Raw genomic sequence first — 19,754 nt, 5'->3', positions numbered from 1 at the left:
AGTAGTAGAAGCAGTGATCGGACTACTGAGTAGAAAATCTGGTTTTGTTGTGAACGTCTCATAGATCCAGACTTAAAAAATCAGCGTCTGTGAATCCATTCGCTATTGGGCTAAATTCGTACGTCATTTGACATAAGGCTCATGCCCATTCAATGATGTTTGCGTCAGGTTGTATAGCACCGAACTGGCGAGCTTGCCATGAAGGGAATTGGCGAAAAGCTTGTTATCAGAAGCTTCCATAAGACGACACAGGTTTTTTTAGAAAATACTCCCACACTCATCAAGTAAATCTAATTCCTGACAGCTCTGGTAAACATCTTCAGCAAAGTTTAATACTGATGGGTCTCGCTTTTTTAACCGCTTTATTTTGCTGAATGCCCGTTGTATCCATCCTTCCAGTATGTGGTCAGAGATATTGATTTTGGCTTTTTTAAGGACAGTCACTATATGCATAAGCTCCATTTCATCCTTATACTCGTCCAGTAATGTCAGTATTTCGGTGCCAAAAACTTCTGTCTGGTTGAGCTTTAGCCATAAACTGCCAAACACCTGTTTTTCTTGTTTGTCGTTTGGTGGGTTAACGTTTTGTGGTTCCGGTTCACTGACCGGCTCAGAGGCTTCAATTTCCCGGGATCGAACGTTTTCCAGATATTGGGACAGTGATTCTTTAACCTCATCGGGGCATTCTGTACCTGATGTTTCCATTCTTTCTTTCAGTTTGCCAAGCAAGGATTCAGGCAGCCTCTTTTTATGATGGTCAAGCGATTTCCAGACGAGTGATTTTATGGCCATTCCAGTTTTGATGATGTTAGCCAGAACATAAATAGGTAAGGGTTTGAAGGGGGCTGGTTCAACAGCGCCTTTTGCCCCGGGCTCTCTGTTTCCGTCCGGTCTGGCTTCGCGTCTTTGGATGTATACCGGGTCATCCGGGCTTAAGTGCTTTTGCCATTGATCTGCTGTCAAATAATAGTGTTCAGACACCCCTGTGATTTTCAAAAAAACCCTGAACTGTTCCTCTGACCAGTTGCTGATTGCTATTGTTTCATCCTGTATTTTCAGCTGTGGCATCGGATAGCGATAGATCTGAATATCGTCACCCAGCGGCTCAACCTCAATCCAATGCCCTTTGACAGTAAAGAACATCTCGTTGAGGTTCTGCATCAAAACAGCGATATAACTCAAGGCCAGCTGTTCTGCTGACGTTATAAGTCCAGAGACGGGTATCTCAACATTGTTGTTGCTGTTTGTGCGCATCCCGGACAGAAAGTGATCGGGGATATCGTTTTCCCACGGCAGAAGGTTATGAGTTTTGAGTAGTGCTTCAAAGAGTGTTTGGATGCCTTCTTCGGTAATGTCATGGGTTTTTAGTCCAAGGCAGGCTTCAAAGAGCCGTTTTAACCATTGGGGGGAATGCTCTTTGCTGAGTTTATGCAGGGCACCCAAGGAGGGAAACAGGTCGAACACAGCCTGAGCATGGCTGGCGTCCAGAAGACGCAACTGATCATCTTTTGTTAAGGGTTGCAGAATTTCCCAATAGAGTCTTTTCATGTAATCGTGTTTCAGCACCCCCGACAGTGGTTGCAACAGGGCTGAGCACTGTTCCCATCGGCTCCTATCCGGCAATGACTTCAGCCGCTTGACAAAGTGGATAAAACGCTCTCTGTGTTCATGGGAAGAAGATAGAACCATTGCCTTATTTAATACATGCAAGGGCAAAGTTTTAATCGAATGACGCCACAAAAAATCCCGATCCTTTTGATCAGTCCGGAGGTAGCGCTCGACGCCTTTCCCGCCATAAGAAAATAAAAGCGTTATCAATGATTCCATCATCAGAACGGTTTTAGTCTTTGCATTGAATTGCTGAAACTGTTGTAAAACCACCCAGTTGAGTGACCAGTCTGGCTTAGAGGTGGAAAGATAAAGGGCCACTGTTTTTATTTGGCGATTGAATTCGTCATCCTCTTCATCCTCTGAATCGCTATCGTATTCGTCGCCCTCTTCACTCTCTGAATCACTTTTGTCTTCAGCAGATTCTGCTAAAAGCCATTGTTTCAGTTGTGTTTCCTGATGTTGCAGCATCTGAATAGCAGGCAGCCCTTCTGATTTCCAGAGTCTGGTCATTATTCGCAGGAGCTGGTGATTGGGTGCACCTCCACAGCTTATCCAATCCATCACTTTTTTCACTGGCTCATGTTTGGGTATGCCTTTGCAACTATTCATGGATGAGAAGGAGCGGAACAACTTCATATTGAATTCACCATCCTTGTCTTTCCATTCCGGCCAGCCCAACATTGCTTTCACTTGCCCATGTTTGAGCATGCCTCTTCTATTATTCATAGATGAGAAGGAGCGGAACAGCTCCATACTAAACTCGTCATCTTTGTCCTTCCATTCCGGCCAGCTCAGCATATCTTTCACTTCCTTATGTTTGGGTATACCTCTTTTGTCGTACATGGACGCGAAAGAGCGGAACAGCTCCATGTTGAACTTGCTGTCCCTGTCTTTCCACTCCGGCCAGCTCAGGATCTCTTTCACTTTCTCGTGTTTAAGCATGCCTTTACCACTGTTTATGGATGAGAAAGCGCGGAAGAGCTCCACACTGAATTCTCCATCTTTGTCTCTCCATTCCGGCCAGCTCAGCACCCGTTTCACTTGCTCATGCTTGAGCATACCTTTGCCATTATTCATGGATGAGAGGGAGCGAAACAGCTCCATATTGAACTCGCCATTTTTGTCTTTCCATTCCGGCCAGCCCAGCACCTCTTTTACTTCCTCATGTTTGAGCATGCCCATGCCATTATTCATGGACGAAAAGACGCGGAACAGCCTCATATTGAATTTGTCATCCTTGTCTTTCCATTCCGGCCAGCTCAGGACCTCTTTTACTTCTTCATGGTTGAGCATGCCCTTGGAATGATTCATAGACGAGACGGAGCGAAACAACCCCATATTGAACTTGTCATCCTCATCTTTCCATTCCGGCCAGCCCAGCATCTCTCTGACTTTCTTATGTTTGGGTACGCCTCTTTTGTTGTACAGGGATGAGAGGGAGCGGAATAGCTCCATGTTGAACTCGCCATCGTTGTCCTTCCATTCCGGCCAGCCGAGCACCTCTTTCACTTCCTGATGTTTGAGTATGCCTTTACCACAGTTCATGGACGAGAAAGCGCGGAACAGCTCAATATTGAACTCGTCATCTTTGTCCTTCCATTCCGGCCAGCCCAACAACTCTTTCATTTCCTCATGTTTGAGCATGCCTCTACCACTTTTCATGGATGAGTAAGCACGGAACAGTTCCATATTGAACCCGTCATCATTGCCTTTCCATTCCGGCCAGCTCAGGATCTCTTTCACTTCCTCGTGTTTAAGTATACCTTTGCTACTATTCATGGATGAGAAGGGGCGGAACAGCTCCTTACTGAACTTGCCATCCTTATCTTTCCATTCCGGCCAGCTAAGAATCTCTCTCACTTCCTCATGTTTGGGTATGCCTCTTTTGGCGTTCATAGATGAGAAAGAGCGGAATAACTCCGTATTGAACTCGCCATACTCGTCTTTCCATTCGGGCCAGCTCAGCATCTCTTCCACTTCCTCATGTTTGAGCAAGCCTTTTCTATTATTCATGGACGAAAGGGAAGTCAATACATCCAAACTCGCTAAATATTCGAGTTCACCCTGGCTACGCTCGGCAAAATCACGGATATGTTTTTTATTATTTAGCATGCTGGTCAGCATGCCGGTATTTTTGAAGGATTCAGGAAGGCGCCCAAAAAAAACGGTCGCATTATCGAAGAAGCCATTAAAAGACTTTCTCTCTACGAATCGAAGAAGCTTATAAAAAGTGTACTTGACTGTGATGTTTTTTTTCTTGCATATCTCTATCAGGGTTTGCGCTTTTTCCAGCTCTTCCTTACTTAATTCGTAATGGATATTTTCTTTCACTTGTTCCAATGGGTCGTCAGGGATCTGAGTGTCTGCCGTTTTCTTTTTTTTGGCCGCTGGTCCGGCAGCTGCTTTTGAATGAGTCCTCTTTCTACCCGAGCCCTTGTTTTTTTTCTGAACGGGTTCTGATGAATCCCGCTCTGTTTCTTCCCGGATTCGTTTTGCTCTTTTATTTTTGTTAGTGCCCGAAAGGCACTTGTTGCACAAAAACGCTGGATCTGATAGCTCATTGGCTATACGACTTAATTCCTGTGTATTCAGTGCCTTGTCACATTTTGAACAAGTGACAACCGAACTTCCGGTATCCTGAAAAATTGAGGGTTTCAGTGGGTCATCGCCTCCGAGACCACTGCCGTCTGTCGAGCCGGTTTTCTGGTTACCGGCAGCGACTTCGCAAATCTGGCCGGATTGGCCTGTTGTTCTGGTCGTTGATGCTTTGGTCGTTCTGGAGTGCTGGCCGTTTTTCCCGGTACCTGCCTGACGGCCTGAATATTTGCCAGCAGCGATCTCACGGTAAACACTAAGTTCCTGACCATTCTCTGTCAGCCATGTCTGAACCAGACACGAATACATCATGGCAGGCCCTGATCTTTCGAGATCGAAAAGATCCGCTTCAATCACCATGATCCGGTCTGACAAAATTCGAGCCAGCATGGATTGCCCCGTCATAGTTGCCCATTGCCGTTTGATCCGTAACATTCGAAGCAGTTGCCTTTTTTGTTGCAGGCATTTTTGAACAGGGCCAAGAACAGAGGCAAGGTCAGGCACGGGCTTTGGGTCAGGATTCCAGTGGTTTCCGTCAGGTGGCTTATCGCCATCGTCTCCCCCGGCAGCGCCGATGGCGATCAGCGCAGTGGAAGAGTGCTCTGGCGTCTCAGGGGGCACAAGCATGAGATCAATGCGGTGTGTATGCTTCATTGGCCAAAGGGGTAGGGGAGGCCGTTGGAGAGACGCAAGAGGTCTGTTATTCGGCAGCAGCTTAAGCAAACGGAGGGCGAGTGGCATAAACCCAACCGAATGAAGGTCGGGCGGTTCAGGTTCAGCCAACTTATTAGTGTATAAGAAATTTGCTGGTAGCGGATTTGAGCCGACCAATCCCACTGCGGGCAGTGACTCCCCAAACATTATGGTCACTAACAGAAGCAGTGATTGAACCATCGAGCAGATAGCTTTGTTTTTTTGTGGGCGTCGCATAGACCCAGGCTCATTGATTGACCTTTGCTATTTGCACCAATGTATAGCAGCGCATTGGCCATTGTGCCATGAACGGAGTTAGCGAAGATCAAGCAACTCTAATTCCTGACAACTTTGATAAACATCAGGATCAATCTCTGATAATAATGGGTCTTGCCTTTTTAAGCGCTTTATTTTGCTGAATGCCCGTTGTCTCCATTTTTCCAGCATGTCGTCAGCAATATCGATTTTGGCTTTTTTAAGGACGGTAACGGCATGCATAAGCTCCATTTCATCCCTGTACTCGTCCAGCAATGTCAGTATTTCGGTGCCAAAAACTTCTGTCTGGTTGAGCTTTAACCATAAACGACTAAACGCTTGTATTTCGTTTTTTTCGACTAGTGAGTTAAGGCTCTGCAGTTCTGTTTCGTTGACCGGCTCAGACGCTTCAGCTCTCCTGAATTGAATGTTATCCAGGTGCTGGAACAATGATTCTTTAATCTCATCCGGGCATTCTGTGACTGATGCTTCTATTCTTTCTCTCAGTTTGCCAAGCAGGGATTCAGGCAGTCTCTCTTTATGCTGGTCAAGGGATTTCCAGACGAAGGAGTTGATGGCTATTTGACTGCTGATCAGGGTAGTCAGAACATAAACAGGTAAAGGTCGGAAGGGGGCTGCTTCAATGGCATCTTTTGCCCCGGGCTCACTGTTTTCAACTGATCTGGCTTCACGTCTTTGGATGCGAACGGGCTCATCCGGTTGTGAACGTCTTTGCCATTGAACTGCTGTCAAGTGGTAGCGTTGAGGCATCCCAATGATTTTTAAAAAAGTCCTGAACTGCTCCTCTGACCAGTTGCTGATTTCTATTGTTTCATCCTGTATTTTCAGCTGTGGCATCGGATAGCGATAGATCTGAACACCGTCACCCAGCACCTCAACCTCAAGCCACTGCCCTTTGACAGTAAAGGACATCTCATTGAGGTTCTGCATCAGCACAGCGATATAACTCAGGGCCAGCTGTTCTCCTGATGGAATAACTTCAGAGACAGGTATTTCAACGTTGCTGTTTTCGGTTGTGCGCATCCCGGACAGAAAATGATCGGGGATATTCTTATCCCAGGGCAGAAGGCTATGGGTTTTGAGTAGCGCCTCAAAGATTATCTGGATGCCTTTTTTGGTGATGTCATGGTTTTTTAGTTGAAGGCAGGCTTCAAGTAGCCATTTTAGCCATTGGGAGGAATGCTCTTTGCTGAGTTTATGCAGGGCGCCCAACGAGGGAAGCAGGTCGAATACAGCCTGAGCATGGCTGGCGTCCAGAAAACGCAACTGGTCATCTTTTGTTAAGGGTTGCAAGAGTTCCCAGTAGAGTCTTTTCATATAGTCGTATTTCAGCACTCCCGATAATTGCTGCAACCGGGCTGAATGCTGTTCCCATTGGCTCTTATTCGGCAATGATTTCAGCCGCTTGGCAAAATAGACAAAACGCCCTCTGGGTTCATTGGCAGAAAACAGAGCTATTGCCTTACTTAACACGTTCAAAGGCACGGCTTTGCCCGAATGACGCCAGAAAAAATCCCGGTTCTGTTGACTAACCTCAAGGTAGCGTTTGACGCCTTTCCCTCCATAAGAAGACAGAAGCGTTATCAATGATTCCAGCATCAGAGCGGGTTTAGTCTTTTCAACGTGGTGAAATTGTTTTAAAAGCGCCCAGCTGATTACCCAGTCTGGGTTAGGGGTGGAAAGATAAAGGGAAACTGTTTTTAGCTGGCGATTGAATTTGTCATCCTCTTCATTATTCAAGTGGCTATTTTCTTCATTAGATTCTGTCAACAGCCACTGTTTCAGTTGTGTTTCCAGGTGTTTCAGCTCTTCAATAGCAGGTAGCCCTTCTGATGCCCAGAGCCTGGCCATAATTTGCAATAACAGATGGTTGGGCACCCCCCCGAAGCTTATCCAGTTCATCATTTTTTTCACTGGTTCATGTTTGGGCATGCCCTGGCCATTATTTATGGACGAGAAGGCACGGAACCGCTCCATACTGAACTCGCCATCCTGGTCTTTCCACTCCGGCCAGCCAAGCACTTTTTTCACTCGCTCATATGTGGGCATGCCCCGGCCAAGATTCATGGAAGAAAATGCGCGGAGCCGCTCCATACCGAACCTGCCATCCTTTTCTTTCCATTCCGGCCAGTTCAGCATCGCTTTCACGTCCTCATATTTGGGCGGGCCTTTGCCAGCATTCATGGCTGTGAAGGTGCGGAATCGCTCCATGCTGAACTCGCCATACTTATCTTTCCACATCTGCCAGCCCAGAATCTCTTTCACTTCCTCCTCATTTTCAGGCAAGCCTCTGGCATGATTCATGGACGAGAAGGCGCGGAACAGCTCCATGCTGAACTCGCCATTCTTGTCTTTCCATACCTGCCAGCCCAGCACCATTTTCACTTTCTTGTGTTTGGGCACAAATCTTTTGGTGAACATCGACGAGAAAGAGCGAAATAACTCCATATTGAATTCGCCATCCTCGTCTCTCCATTCCGGCCAGTCCAGCATCGCTTTTAATTTTTTATGTTCCTCATGTTTGGGAATGCCTTTGCTGTGATTCATGGACGATAAAGCGCGGAACAGCTCCATATTGAACTCGCCATCCCTGTCTTTCCATTCCGACCAGTTCAGCACCTCTTCCACGTCCTTTTTTTTGAGCATGCCTTTGCCACTATTCATGGATGAGAAAGCGCGGAACAGCTCCATATTGAACTCGCCATCCTTGTCTTTCCATACCGGCCAGCTCAGGATCTCTTTCACTTCCTCATATTCAGGCATGCCTTTGCAGCTATTCAAGGACGAGAAAGCGCGGAACAGCTCCATATTAAACTCGCGATACTTGTCCTTCCATAACTGCCAGCCCAGCACCACTTTCACGTCCTTGTGTTTGGGCATGCCTCTTTTGGCGAACATAGACGAGAAAGAGCGGAATAACTCCATATTGAACTCGCCATCCTTGTCTCTCCATTCCGGCCAGCCCAGCATCGCTTTTAATTTCTTATGTTCCTCATATTTGGGCACGCCTTTGCAGCTATTCAAGGACGAGAAAGCGCGGAACAGCTCCATATTGAACTCGCCATCCCTGTCTTTCCATTCCGGCCAGGCCAGCAACTCTTCCACTTCCTTTTTTTTGAGCATGCCCTTGCCACCATTCATGGATGAGAAAGAGCGGAACAGCTCCATATTGAACTCGCCATCCTTGTCTTTCCATACCGGCCAGCTCAGGATCTCTTTCACTTCCTCATGTTTAAGCATGCCTTTGCCACTGTTCAGGGACGAGAAGGCGCGGAACAGCTCCATATTGAACTTGCCATACTTGTCTTTCCATTCCGGCCAGCCCAATATTTCTTTCACTTTCTCATATTTGAGCTTTCCTTTGGCATGATTCATGGATGAGAAGCAGCGGAACAACTTCATATTGAAATGGCCATCCTTGTCTTTCAACTCCGACCAGCCGAGCACCTCTTTCACATCCTTATATTCGGGCAAGCCTTTTGTGTTGTACATGGACGAGAAAGAGTGGAACCGCTCCATACTGAACTTGCCATCCTGGTCTTTCCATTCCGGCCAGCCCAGCATATCTTCCACTTCCTCCTGCCTGGGTATGCCTTTGCTATTGTTCATGGAAGAGAGGGAAGTCAATACATCCAAACTCGCCAAATATTCGAGTTCATCCTGACTACGTTCTGCAAAACTACGGATATATTTTTTTACATTATGTAGCATGCCGGTCAGCAAGCCGGTATTTTTGACGCTTTCAGGAAGGTGTTCAAAAAAAACGGTTGCATTATCGAAGAAACCATGAAGATACTTTTTCTCTACGAAGCCAAGCAGTTTATAAAAAGTGTCCTTGACAGTGATGTTTTTTTTCTTGAATACCTCCATCAGGGTTCGCGCTTTTTCCAGCTCTTTCTTGCTTAATTCGTATTTGGTGTTTTCTTTTACTTTTTCCATTGGGTCATCGGGGAGCTGAGTGTTGGTCGCTTTCTTTTTTTTGGCTGGTGGTGCAGCCGCTGCTTTTGAATTATTTCTCTTCCTGCCCGTGCCCTTCTTTTTTTTCTGAGCCGGTTCTGATGAATCCGGCTCTGTTTCTTCCCGGATTCGTTTTGCTATTTTTTTACCCTGATTGTCCGAAAGGCACTTGTTGCATAAAATCGCTGGGGCAGCTGCCTCATTGGTTATTCGCCTTAATTCCTCTGTATTCAGTGCCTTGTTACACTTGGAACAAGTGACAACCAAACTTCCGATATCCTGCTCAGCTGAAGGTTCCAGTGGGTCATCATCTCCACGACCACTGCCGCCTGTAGAATCGGTTCCCTGGTTACTGGCAGTGGCTCCGCTCACCTGCCCGGTCTGACTCGTTCTCGCAGTCGTTGCTGCTTTGGTCGTTCGGGAAGATTTATTTTTTTCCCCGGTACCCGCCTGTCGGCCAGAATATTTGCCAGCAGCGATCTCACGGTAAACACTGAGTTCCTGACCATTCTCTGCCAGCCACGTCTGAATCAGTCCCGGATGCATGGTTGCCGGATCTGACGTTTCCAGATCCAGAAGGTCTGCTTCAATCACTATGATCCGGTCTGACAATATCCGGGCCAGAATGGTTTGGCCCGTCGCAGTAGCCCATAGTCGTTTGATTCGTAACATTCGAAGCAGTTGCCTTTTTTGTTGCAGGCATTTTTGAATAGGGGCAAGAACAAGGGAGAGGTCAGGCTCGGGCTCCGGGGCTTCAGGGGATATAGCCAACAGGTGAATGTGGTGGGTTGGCTTCATTGGCCAGAAGGGCAGGAGCAACAACTCGTTCTCTCGGCTGCGACTCTCAGGGCCCAAGAGCATGGGAGCCAGAGTTTTGTGATGCCCTCGAAGAGGGTCGGGCGGTTCAGGTTCAGCTAACTTACCGGGATACAAGAAATGGGCTGGCAGCGGGCTTGAGCCAACTAATTCAAAGGCAGGCAGCGACTCCCCAAACATTATGGTCACTAGCAGAAGCAGTGATCGGGCCATCGAACAGGCAGTTTTGTTTTTTGGCGGGCGTCCCATAGACTGATGCCCATTGATTGACCTTTACTATTTGCACCGGAATGTATAGCACCGCATTGGCCAGTGCGCCATGAACAGAGTTAGCGAAGAGCTTGTTTTTTTTAAAGGAGCGGGTTCGCTTGACGAAAGTTTTCATAAAACGACAGAGGACATATTAATTCTATTAAGTCAGACTGAAAACATAAGGCCATTAGAATGTACTCTCACACCCATCAAGTAACTCTAGTTCCTGACAACTCTGATAAACATCAGGGGAAATATCTGATAATAAAGGGTCTCGGCTGATTGACCGCTTTATTTCACTGCATGCCCGTTGCCTCCATCTTTCCAGTATGTGGTTAGCAGTATCGATTTTGGCTTTTTTAAGGACGGTCACTGTATGCATAAGCTCCATTTCATCCCCATACTCGTCCAGTAATGTCAGTATTTCGGTGCCAAAAACTTCTGTCTGGTTGAGCTTTAACCATAAACTGTGAAACGCCTGTTTTTCTCTTTTGTCGCCTGTTGCGCTAATACTTTGTGTTTCCGGTTCACTGAACGGTCCATAGGCTCCAGCTCTCCCGGATTGGACATTATCCAGGTATTGAGACAGCGATTCTTTAATCTCCTCGGGGCATTCTGTCCCTGATGCTTCGATTCTTTCTCTCAGTTTGCCAAGCAAGGATTCAGGCAGTCTCTCTTTATACTGGTCAATGGATCTCCAGACGAAGGATTTGATGGCCATTTCCTTGTTGATCAGGGTAGCCAGAACATAAACAGGTAAAGGTTTGAAGGGGGCGGCTTCAAGGGCTCCTTTTGCCCCGGGCTCTCTGTTTGCGACTAATCTGGTTTCCCGTCCATGAGTGTGTACGAGGTCATCCGGTTTTAAACGCCTTTGCCATTGCTCTGCTGTCAAATAGTAGTGTTGAGGCGTCCTGATGATTTTCAAAAAAATCCTGAATTGCTCCTTTGACCAGTTGCTGATTTCCATTTTTTCATCCTGTATTTTCAACTGCGGCATTGGAAATCGGTAGGTCAGAACACCGCCACCCAGCACCTCAACCCTAAGCCACTGCCCTTTGACAGTAAACGACATCTCGTTGAGGTTCTGCATCAGCACAGCGATACAGCTCAGAGCCAGCTGTTCTCCCGATGAAATAAGTCCAGAGACAGGTATCTCAACGGTGTTGTTGCTGGTTGTATGCATTCCGGACAGAAAGTGATCGGGGATATCATGATCCCGGGGCAGAAAACTATGGGTTTTCAGTAGCGCTTCAAAGAGTATCTGGATGCCTTCTTTGGTGATGTCATGGGTTTTTAGTCCAAGGCAGGCTTCAAGCAGTCGTTTTAACGATTGAGAGGAATGCTCTTTGCCGAGTTTATGCAGAGCGCTCAACGAGGGAAACAGGTTGAATACTGCTTCGGCATGACTCGCGTCCAGAAAACGCAGCTGATCTTCCTTTGTCAGGGGTTGCAGGATTTCCCAGTAGAGTCTTTTCATGTAGTCGTGTTTCAAGACTCCCGATAATGGTTGTAACCGGGCCGAGTACTGATCCCATAAGCTTTTATCCGGCAATGACTTCAGCCGCTTGACAAAGTAGACAAAACGCGCCCTCAATTCATTGGAAGAAAACAGAATCATTGACTTATTTAACAGGTGCAAAGGCACAGCTTTACCCGAGTAACGCCACAAAAAATCCCGGTCCTGTCGATTAGCCCGGAGGTAGTGCTCGATACCTTTTCCCCCATAAGAAGACAGAAGCTTTATTAATGATTCCAGCATCGGAACGGCTTGAGTCTTTTCAAGGAGTTGGTGAAATTGCTTTAAAGCAGCCCAGTTCAGTGACCAGTCAGGCTTAGAGGTGGAAAGGTAAAGTGCAACTGTTTTTGTCTGGAGATTGTATTTGTCGTCCTCTTCATCCTCTAAGTCGCTATCATTTTCAGTAAATTCTGTAAAAAGCCACTGTTTCAGTTGTGTTTCCTGCTGTTGCAGCACCTCAGTAGCAGGTAGCCCTTCTGACTTCCAGAGTCTGGTTATAATTTCCAGAAGCAGATCACTGGATGCCCCACCGCAACGTGTCCAGCCCATCACTTTTTTCACTGTCTCGTGTTTGGGCAGTCCCCGGCCATGATTTACGGACGAGAAAGCGCGGAACCGCTCCATACTGAACTTGCCATCCTCGTCTTTCCATTCCGGCCAGCTCAGCACCTCTTTGACCTGCTTATATTTGAGCACGCCCTGACCGTTATTTATAGAAGAAAAGGCGCGGAACAACTTCATATTGAACTCACCATTTTTGTTTTTCCATTCCGGCCAGCCCAGCACCTCTTTCACTACCTCATGTTTGAGCTTGCCTTTGCTGCTATTCATCATGGACGAAAAGGCGCGAAAACGCTCCATATTGAACTCTCCATCCTCGTCTTGCCATTCCGGCCAGCCCAGTACCTCTTTCACTCTCTCGTGTCTTAGTATGCCTTTGTTATGATTCATGGACGAGAAAGATCGGAACCGCTCTATACTGAACTCACCATCCTTGTCTTTCCATTCCGGCCAGCCCATCATCTCTTTTACTTCTATATGCCGGGGCGTGCCTTTGCTATTATTCATGGAGGAAAAACAGCGGAGCAGCTCCATACTGAAATCACCATCATTGTTTTTCCATTCCGGCCAGTTCAGCACTGTTTTCACTTCCTCATGTTTTAGCAAGCCTCTGCAATTATTCATGGACGAGAAAGCGCGGAACAGTTCAATATTGAACTCGCCATCCTTGTCTTTCCATTCCAGCCAGCTCAGCACTTCTTTCACTTCCTCATGTTTGGGCATGCCTTTGCTACTATTCATGGAAGAGAAAGCGCGGAAAAGCTCCATACCAAACTTGCCATCCTTATCTTTCCATTCCGGCCAGCCCAGCACCTCCTTCACGTCGTCGTGTTTGAGTGTGCCTCTGCCACTGTTCATGGACGAGAATGCGCGAAACAGCAATATATTGAACTCGTTATCCTTGTCTTTCCATTCCGGCCAGCCCAGCACTTCTTTCACATCCTCATGGTTGAGCATGCCCTTGCCACTGTTCATGGACGAGAAGGAGCGGAACAGCTCCATATTGAACTCGCCATCCTTGTCCCGCCATTCTGGCCAGCTCAGCACCTCTCTCACTTCCTCACGTTTGAGCATGCCTTTGCTACTATTTACGGACGAGAAAACACGGAACAGATCCACACTGAATTCGCCATCCTTGTTTTGCCATTCCGGCCACCCCAACAGCTCTTTCACTTGCTCATGTTTGATCATGCCTTTGGTATGATTCATGGACGAGAAGGAGCGGAACAGATCCATACTGAACTCGCCATTTCTAACTTTCCATTCCGGCCAGCCCAGAACTTTTTTCACATCCTCATGGTTGAGCATGCCCTTGCCACTGTTCATGGACGAGAAGGAGCGGAGCAGCTCCATATTGAACTCGCCATCCTTGTCCCGCCATTCCGGCCAGCCCAGTACCTCTTTCACTTCCTCATGTTTGAGCTTGCCTTTGGTATGATTCATGGACGAGAAGGAGCGGAACATCTCAATACTGAACTTGCCATCCTTGTCTTTCCATTCCGGCCAGCCCAGCACGGCTTTCACTTCCTCATGCTTGGGCACGCCTTTTGTGTTGTACATGGACGAGAAAGAGCGGAACAACTCTACATTGAACCTTCCATCCCTGTCTCTCCATTCCGGCCAGCCCAGCACGGTTTTCACTTCCTTATGTCTGGGCACACCTTTGCCATTATTCATGGACGAAAGGGAAGTCAATACATCCAGAGCCGCTAAATATTTCAGTTCATTCTGGCTACGTTCTGCAAAATCACGGATATGTTTTTTTTCATTTTTTAGCATGCTGGTCAGCATGCCGGTATTTTTTATAGTTTCTGGAAGGTGTCCAAAAAAAACAACAGCATTATCGAAGAAGCCATTAAAAGACTTTCTCGTCACGAAACCGAGCAGCTTATAAAAAGTGTATTTGACTGTGATGTTTTTTTTCTTAAATACCTCCATCAGGGCTTGTGCTTTTTCCAGCTCTTCTTTATTTAATTCGTAATGGATATTTGCTTTTACTTTTTCCAATGGGTCATCGGGGATCAGAGTGTCTGCCAGTTTCTTCTTTTTGGCCGGTGCCTCTGAAAAAGCTACTTTTGAATGATTTCTCTTTCTACCCGAGCCCTTCTTTTTTTTCTGTGAAGGTTCTGATAAACCCGGTTCTGTTTCTTTATGGTTTTGTCTTGCTCTTTTTTTACCCACAGTGCCCGACAGGCATCGGTTGCACAAAAACGCTGAAGCTGCTGCCTCATTGTGTATACGACTTAATTCCTGTGTATTGAGTGTCTTGTTACACCGGGAACAATTGACAGCTGAACTTTCGCCACCCTGCCCAGCTGAGGGTTTCAGTGGGTCATCATCTTTACGACCACTGCCATCTGTAGAACCTGATGCCTGTTCGCGGGCTGTGGTTCTGTTCGTCTGGCCGGATTGGCCAGTCTGGTCTGTTGTCACGGTGGTTGATACTTTGAGGATTCTCGAGGGTTGACTCTTTTTCTTGGTACCCACCTGCCGGACAGAATATTTGCCAGCAGTGATCTCACGGTAAGCAATGAGTTTCTGACTGTGCTCGGTTGGCCAAGTCTGAACCAGCCCCGGATGCATCGTGTCAGGGGCTGATCTTTCCAGATCCAGAATGTCCGCTTCAATCACCATAATCCGATCTGACAAAATCCGGGCCAGCGTGGTCCGGTCAGTTATAATTGCCCATAGTCGTTTGATTCGTAACATTCGAAGCAGTTGCCTTTTTTGTTGAAGGCATTTTTGAACAGGGCTGAGAACGAGGGTAAGGTCAGACTGGGGCTCTGGGTCAGGATTCCAGCGGTTTCCGTCGGGTGGCTTATCGCCATCATCTCCCCCGGCAGTAACCGTGGCGATCACGGTAGCGGAAGTGTTCTCAGGAACTTCAGGGGACATGTCAATGTGGCGTGTTTGCTTCATTGGCCAACTCGCCAGGGGACGCAATTGGAGAGGCTCAAGAGGGCTGTTATTCGGTAGCAGCTGAAGCAAACTAAGGGCGAATTGCATAAACCCTGGCGGAAGAGGGTTGGGCTGCTCAGGTTCGGCCAACTTGTTGGCATACAAGAAATGCGTTGGCTGCGGGCCTGAGCCGACCAATCCCACTGCAGGCATTGGCTCCCCAAGCATAATTGTCACCAACAAAAGCAGTGATCGAGCCATTGAGCAGGCGGTTTTGCTTTCTTGTGGGCATCCCATAGACTCAGGCGCATTGATAGATGTTTGCCACATGCACGAGACTGTATAGCACCTTAATGGCTAGCGTGCCGTGAAACACTCATCAAGCAGTTCTAATTCCTGAAAACTCTGATAAATATCAGGATCAACCTCCGATAATAAGGAGTCACGCATTTTTAACCGCTGTATTTCGCTGCATGCCCATTGCCTCCATCCTTCCAGTATGTTGTTATCGATATCGATTTTGGCTTTTTTAAGGACGGCCACTGCATGCGCAAGCTCCATTTCATTCTTGTACTCGTCCAGTAATGTCAGTATTTCGGTGCTAAAAACTTCTGTCTGGTTGAGCTTTAACCATAAATTGCGAAACGCCTGTTTTTCTGTTTTTTCGTCTGGTGGGGTAATGCTTTGTGTTACCGATTCAATGAACGGCTCACAGGCTTCAGCACTCGTGGGTTGGACATTATTCAGGTATTGGGACAGTGATTCTTTGATCTCATCGGGGCATTCTGCCCCTGATGCTTCGATTCTTTCTCTCAGTTTGCCAAGCAAGGATCCAGGCAGCCTCTCTTTATGCTGGTCAAGGGATTTCCATGCGATGAGGTTGATGGTCATCTTAGTGTTGATCAGGTTAGCCAGAACATATACAGGTAAAGGTTTGAAGGGGGCTGCTTCAATGGCATCTTTTGCCCCGGGCTCTCTGTTTGCGGATAATCTGGCTTCGCGTCTTTGAATGTATAACGGGTAATCCAATCTTAAACGCCTTTGCCAATCATCTGCTGTCAAATAATAGTATTCAGGCATATCAGTGATTTTCAAAAAAAACCGGAACTGATCCTCTGACCAGTTGCTGATTTCCATTTTTTCATCATTTATTTTCAGCTGCGGCATTGGAAAACGGTAGATCTGAACACTGTCACCCGGCACCTCAACCTCAAGCCACTGCCCTCTGACAGTGAAGAACATCTCATTGAGGTTGTGCATCAGCACGGTGATATAGCTCAGGGCCAGCTGTTCTCCCGATGGAATAAGTCCAGATACAGGTATCTCAACGGTGTTGGTGTCTGTTGTGCGCATTCCAGAGAGAAAGTGATCGGGGATTTCGTGATCCCAGGGCAGAAGGCAATGGGTTCTGAGTAACGCTTCAAAAAGTATTTGGATGCCTTCTTTTGTGATGTCATGGTTTTTTAGTCCAAGGCAAGCTTCAAGCAGCCGTTTTAACCATTGGGAGGAATGCTCTTTGCTGAGTTTATTCAGGGCGCTCAACGAGGGAAACAGGTTGAATAGAGCCCCTGCATGGTTGGCGTCCAGAAAACGGAGCTGATCATCTTTTGTCAAGGGTTCCAGTATCTCCCAATAGAGTCTTTGCATATAGTCGAGTTCCAGCACCCCCGATAATTGTCGTAACCGGGCTGAGAGCTGTTCCCATTGGCTCTTGTCTGGCAATGATTTCAACCGCCTGACGAAATAGACAAAACGCCCTCTGTATTCATTGGAAGAAAAAAGAACCATTGCTTGATTTAATACGTGCAAAGGCACGGTTTTACCCGAATGTTGCCGCAAAAAATCCCGGTCCTGTTGATTAGCCTTAAGGTAGCACTCGATGCCTTTCCCTCCATAAGAAGACAGAAGCTTTATCAATGATTCCGATATCGGAACGGTTTTAGTCCTTTCATGGCATTGGTAAAACTGTTTTAAAACTGCCCAGCTTATTGACCAGTCTGGTTTATAGGTGGAGAGGTAAAGAGCAACTGTTTTTATCTGGCGATTCCATTTGTCGCCCTCTTCGTTATCAGAGTCGTTATTTTCTTCAGTAAATTCTGTAAACAGCCACTGTTTCAGCTGTGTCTCCCGGTGTTGCAGCGTTTCAGTGGCAGGTAGCCCTTCTGATTTCCAGAGTTTGGTCATAATTTGCAGGAGCAAGTGATTGGGTTTACCCCCGCAACGTGTCCAGTCCAACACTTTTTTCACATGCTCATGTTTGGGCACTCCTTGGCCATGATTCATGGATGAGAAAGCGTTAAACCGTTTCATACTAAAATCGCCATGCTTGTCTTTCCATTCCGGCCAGCCCAGTACCTCTTTCACTTCCTTGTATTTGAGCACGCCATGGTTATGATTCATGAACGTGAAGGCGCGGAACCGCTCCATACTGAACTCGCCATTTTTGTCTTTCCATTCCGGCCAGTCCAACACCTCTTTCACTTTCTTACGTCCGGGCATGCCTCTTTTGGCGCATATGGACGAGAAGGCGCGAAACCGCTCCATACTGAACTCACCATCCTTGTCTCTCCATTCCAGCCAGCCCAGCACCTCTTTCACTTCCCAATGTTTGAGCATGCCCCTGGCATGATTCATGGACGAGAAAGTGCGAAACTGCTCCGTACTGAACTCACCGTGCTTGTCTTTCCATTCCGGCCAGCCCAGCATTTCTTTCACTTGCTCATGGTTGGGCACGCCATGGCCTTTATTCATCGATGAGAAAGCGCGAAATAACTTCATATTGAACACACCATCCTCGTCTTTCCATTCCGGCCAGCCCAGTACCTCTTTCACTTCCCTATGTTTGGGTGCACCTCTCGAGGTGAACATCGATGAGAAGGTGCGGAAGAGTTCCCTGTTGAACTCGCCATCCTTGTCTTTCCATTCCGGCCAGTTCAGCATCTCTTTCACTTCCATCTGTTTGTGAGTGCCTTTACTGGCGTACATAGATGAGAAAGTGCGGAACAGCTTTATACTGAACTCGCCATTCTTATCTTTCCATTCCGGCCAGGCCAGCACCCCTTTCACTTCCTCATGTTTGAGCATGCCTTTGCTACAATTCACGGATGAGAAGGCGCGGAACAACTCCATACTGAATTTGCCATTTTTGTCTTTCCATTCCGGCCAGCCCACTACCTCTTTCACTTTCTCATGTTTGAGCATGCCTTTGTTATGATTCAAAGATGAGAAGCAGCGGAACAGCTCCATATTGAACGCATCATCCTTGTCTTTCCATTCAGGCCATCCCATTAGCTCTTTCACTTCCTCATGTTTGAGCATGCCTCTGCCGCTGTTCATGGACGCTAAGGCCCGGAACAGCTCCATATTGAATTCGCCATCCTTGTCTTTCCATTCAGCCCAGCCAAGCACCTCTTTCACGTCGTCATGTTTCAGCATGCCTTTAGAATGATTCATGGATGAGAAGGCGCGGAACAGCTCCATATTGAACTGGTCATCCTTGTCTTTCCATTCCGGCCAGCCCAGCAGCGCTTCGACGTCCTCATGTTTGAGCAGGCCCCTGGCATGATTCATGGATGAGAAGGCGCGGAACAGCTCCATGTTGAACCCGTCATCCTTGTCTTTCCATACCAGCCAGCCCAATATCTCTTTCACTTCCTCATGTTTGAGCAAGCCTTTGCAAGTATTCATTGACGAGAAAGCACGGAACAGCTCCATATTGAACTCGCCATTATTGTCTTTCCATTCCGGCCAGCTCAGCAGCTCTCTCACTTCATCAAGCTTGGGCACACCTTTGCAACTCTTCATGGACGAGAAGGAAGTCAATGTATCCAAACTCGCTAAATATTCGAGTTCACTTTGATCACGTTCTGCAAAACTACGGATATGTTTTTTTGCATAATTCAGCATGCCGGTTAGCATGCCTGTGTTTTTGAAGTTTTTAGAAAGGTGCCCAAAAAAAGCAGTGGCATTATCGAAGAAGCTATTAAAATACTGTCTCTCTACAAAGCCAAGCAGTTTATAAAAAGTATCCTTTACAGAGATGTTTTTTTTCTTGAATACTTCCATCAGGGTTTGTGCTTTCTCCAGCTCTTCCTTGCTTAGTTCGTACTTGATACTTTCTTTTACTTTTTCCAATAGATCATCAGTGATCTGGGCGTCTTCCGGTTTCTTTTTTTTAGCCGGTGGTGCAGTAGCTGCTTCGGAATGGCTTCTCTTTCTACCCGAGCCCTTATTTTTTTTCTGAGCAGGTTCTGATGAATCCGACTCTGTTTCTGTCTGGGTTTGTCTTGATCTTTTATTACCGTGAGTGTCCGGCAGGCACTTGTCGCATAAAAATGCTGAAGCTGCTGCTTCATCAGCGACACGGCTTAATTCCTGTGTATTCATTATCTTGTTACATCTGGAACAAGTTACGACCGAACTTCCGGTATCTTGCTCAGCCGAGGGCTTCAGTGGATCATCGCCTCCGTGACCACTGCCGCCTGTTGAACGAATTCTCTGGCTAATGGTAGCGGCTCCGAACATCTGGCCTGTTGTCGCGGTAGTTGAGACTTTGATTATTCTGGAGGGTTGATTCTTT

5 protein-coding genes are annotated in these 19,754 nt (G+C 47.0%); all 5 read right to left on the bottom strand.

Going from position 1 to position 19,754, the window contains the following annotated elements:
• Positions 1–258: 258 nt before the first annotated feature.
• Positions 259–4,947, bottom strand: a complete 4,689-nt coding sequence (locus KBW69_RS22225) for a hypothetical protein (RefSeq protein ID WP_257282331.1) — start codon at positions 4,945–4,947, stop codon at positions 259–261.
• A 267-nt stretch (positions 4,948–5,214) separates the two neighbouring features.
• Entirely contained in the window at positions 5,215–9,804 is a 4,590-nt protein-coding gene (locus KBW69_RS22220; RefSeq protein WP_257282330.1) for a hypothetical protein, read from the bottom strand.
• Positions 9,805–10,099: 295 nt separating this feature from the next.
• Positions 10,100–10,333, bottom strand: coding sequence for a hypothetical protein (locus KBW69_RS22215; RefSeq protein ID WP_257282329.1), 234 nt, complete (start codon positions 10,331–10,333; stop codon positions 10,100–10,102).
• A gap of 54 nt (positions 10,334–10,387) precedes the next feature.
• A complete protein-coding gene (locus tag KBW69_RS22210; RefSeq protein WP_257282328.1) occupies positions 10,388–15,196 on the bottom strand; it encodes a hypothetical protein in 4,809 nt (1,602 codons plus the stop codon).
• A 336-nt stretch (positions 15,197–15,532) separates the two neighbouring features.
• On the bottom strand, positions 15,533–19,699 hold the full coding sequence (locus tag KBW69_RS22205) for a hypothetical protein (RefSeq protein WP_257282327.1): 4,167 nt from the start codon (positions 19,697–19,699) through the stop codon (positions 15,533–15,535).
• Between the last annotated feature and the right edge of the window lie 55 nt (positions 19,700–19,754).

Origin of the sequence: Endozoicomonas sp. ISHI1 (assembly GCF_024606225.1) — a bacterium.
Taxonomy (GTDB): domain Bacteria; phylum Pseudomonadota; class Gammaproteobacteria; order Pseudomonadales; family Endozoicomonadaceae; genus Endozoicomonas_A.
Note: the sequence above shows the minus strand (reverse complement) of the source record. Positions and strands in the feature narration are given on the sequence as shown.

Coding starts and splice junctions, on each gene's coding strand:
- KBW69_RS22225 (WP_257282331.1), bottom strand. CDS start 4,947: ATGCCACTCGCCCTCCGTTTGCTTAAGCTGCTGCCGAATAACAGACCT.
- KBW69_RS22220 (WP_257282330.1), bottom strand. CDS start 9,804: ATGTTACGAATCAAACGACTATGGGCTACTGCGACGGGCCAAACCATT.
- KBW69_RS22215 (WP_257282329.1), bottom strand. CDS start 10,333: ATGAAAACTTTCGTCAAGCGAACCCGCTCCTTTAAAAAAAACAAGCTC.
- KBW69_RS22210 (WP_257282328.1), bottom strand. CDS start 15,196: ATGAAGCAAACACGCCACATTGACATGTCCCCTGAAGTTCCTGAGAAC.
- KBW69_RS22205 (WP_257282327.1), bottom strand. CDS start 19,699: ATGTTCGGAGCCGCTACCATTAGCCAGAGAATTCGTTCAACAGGCGGC.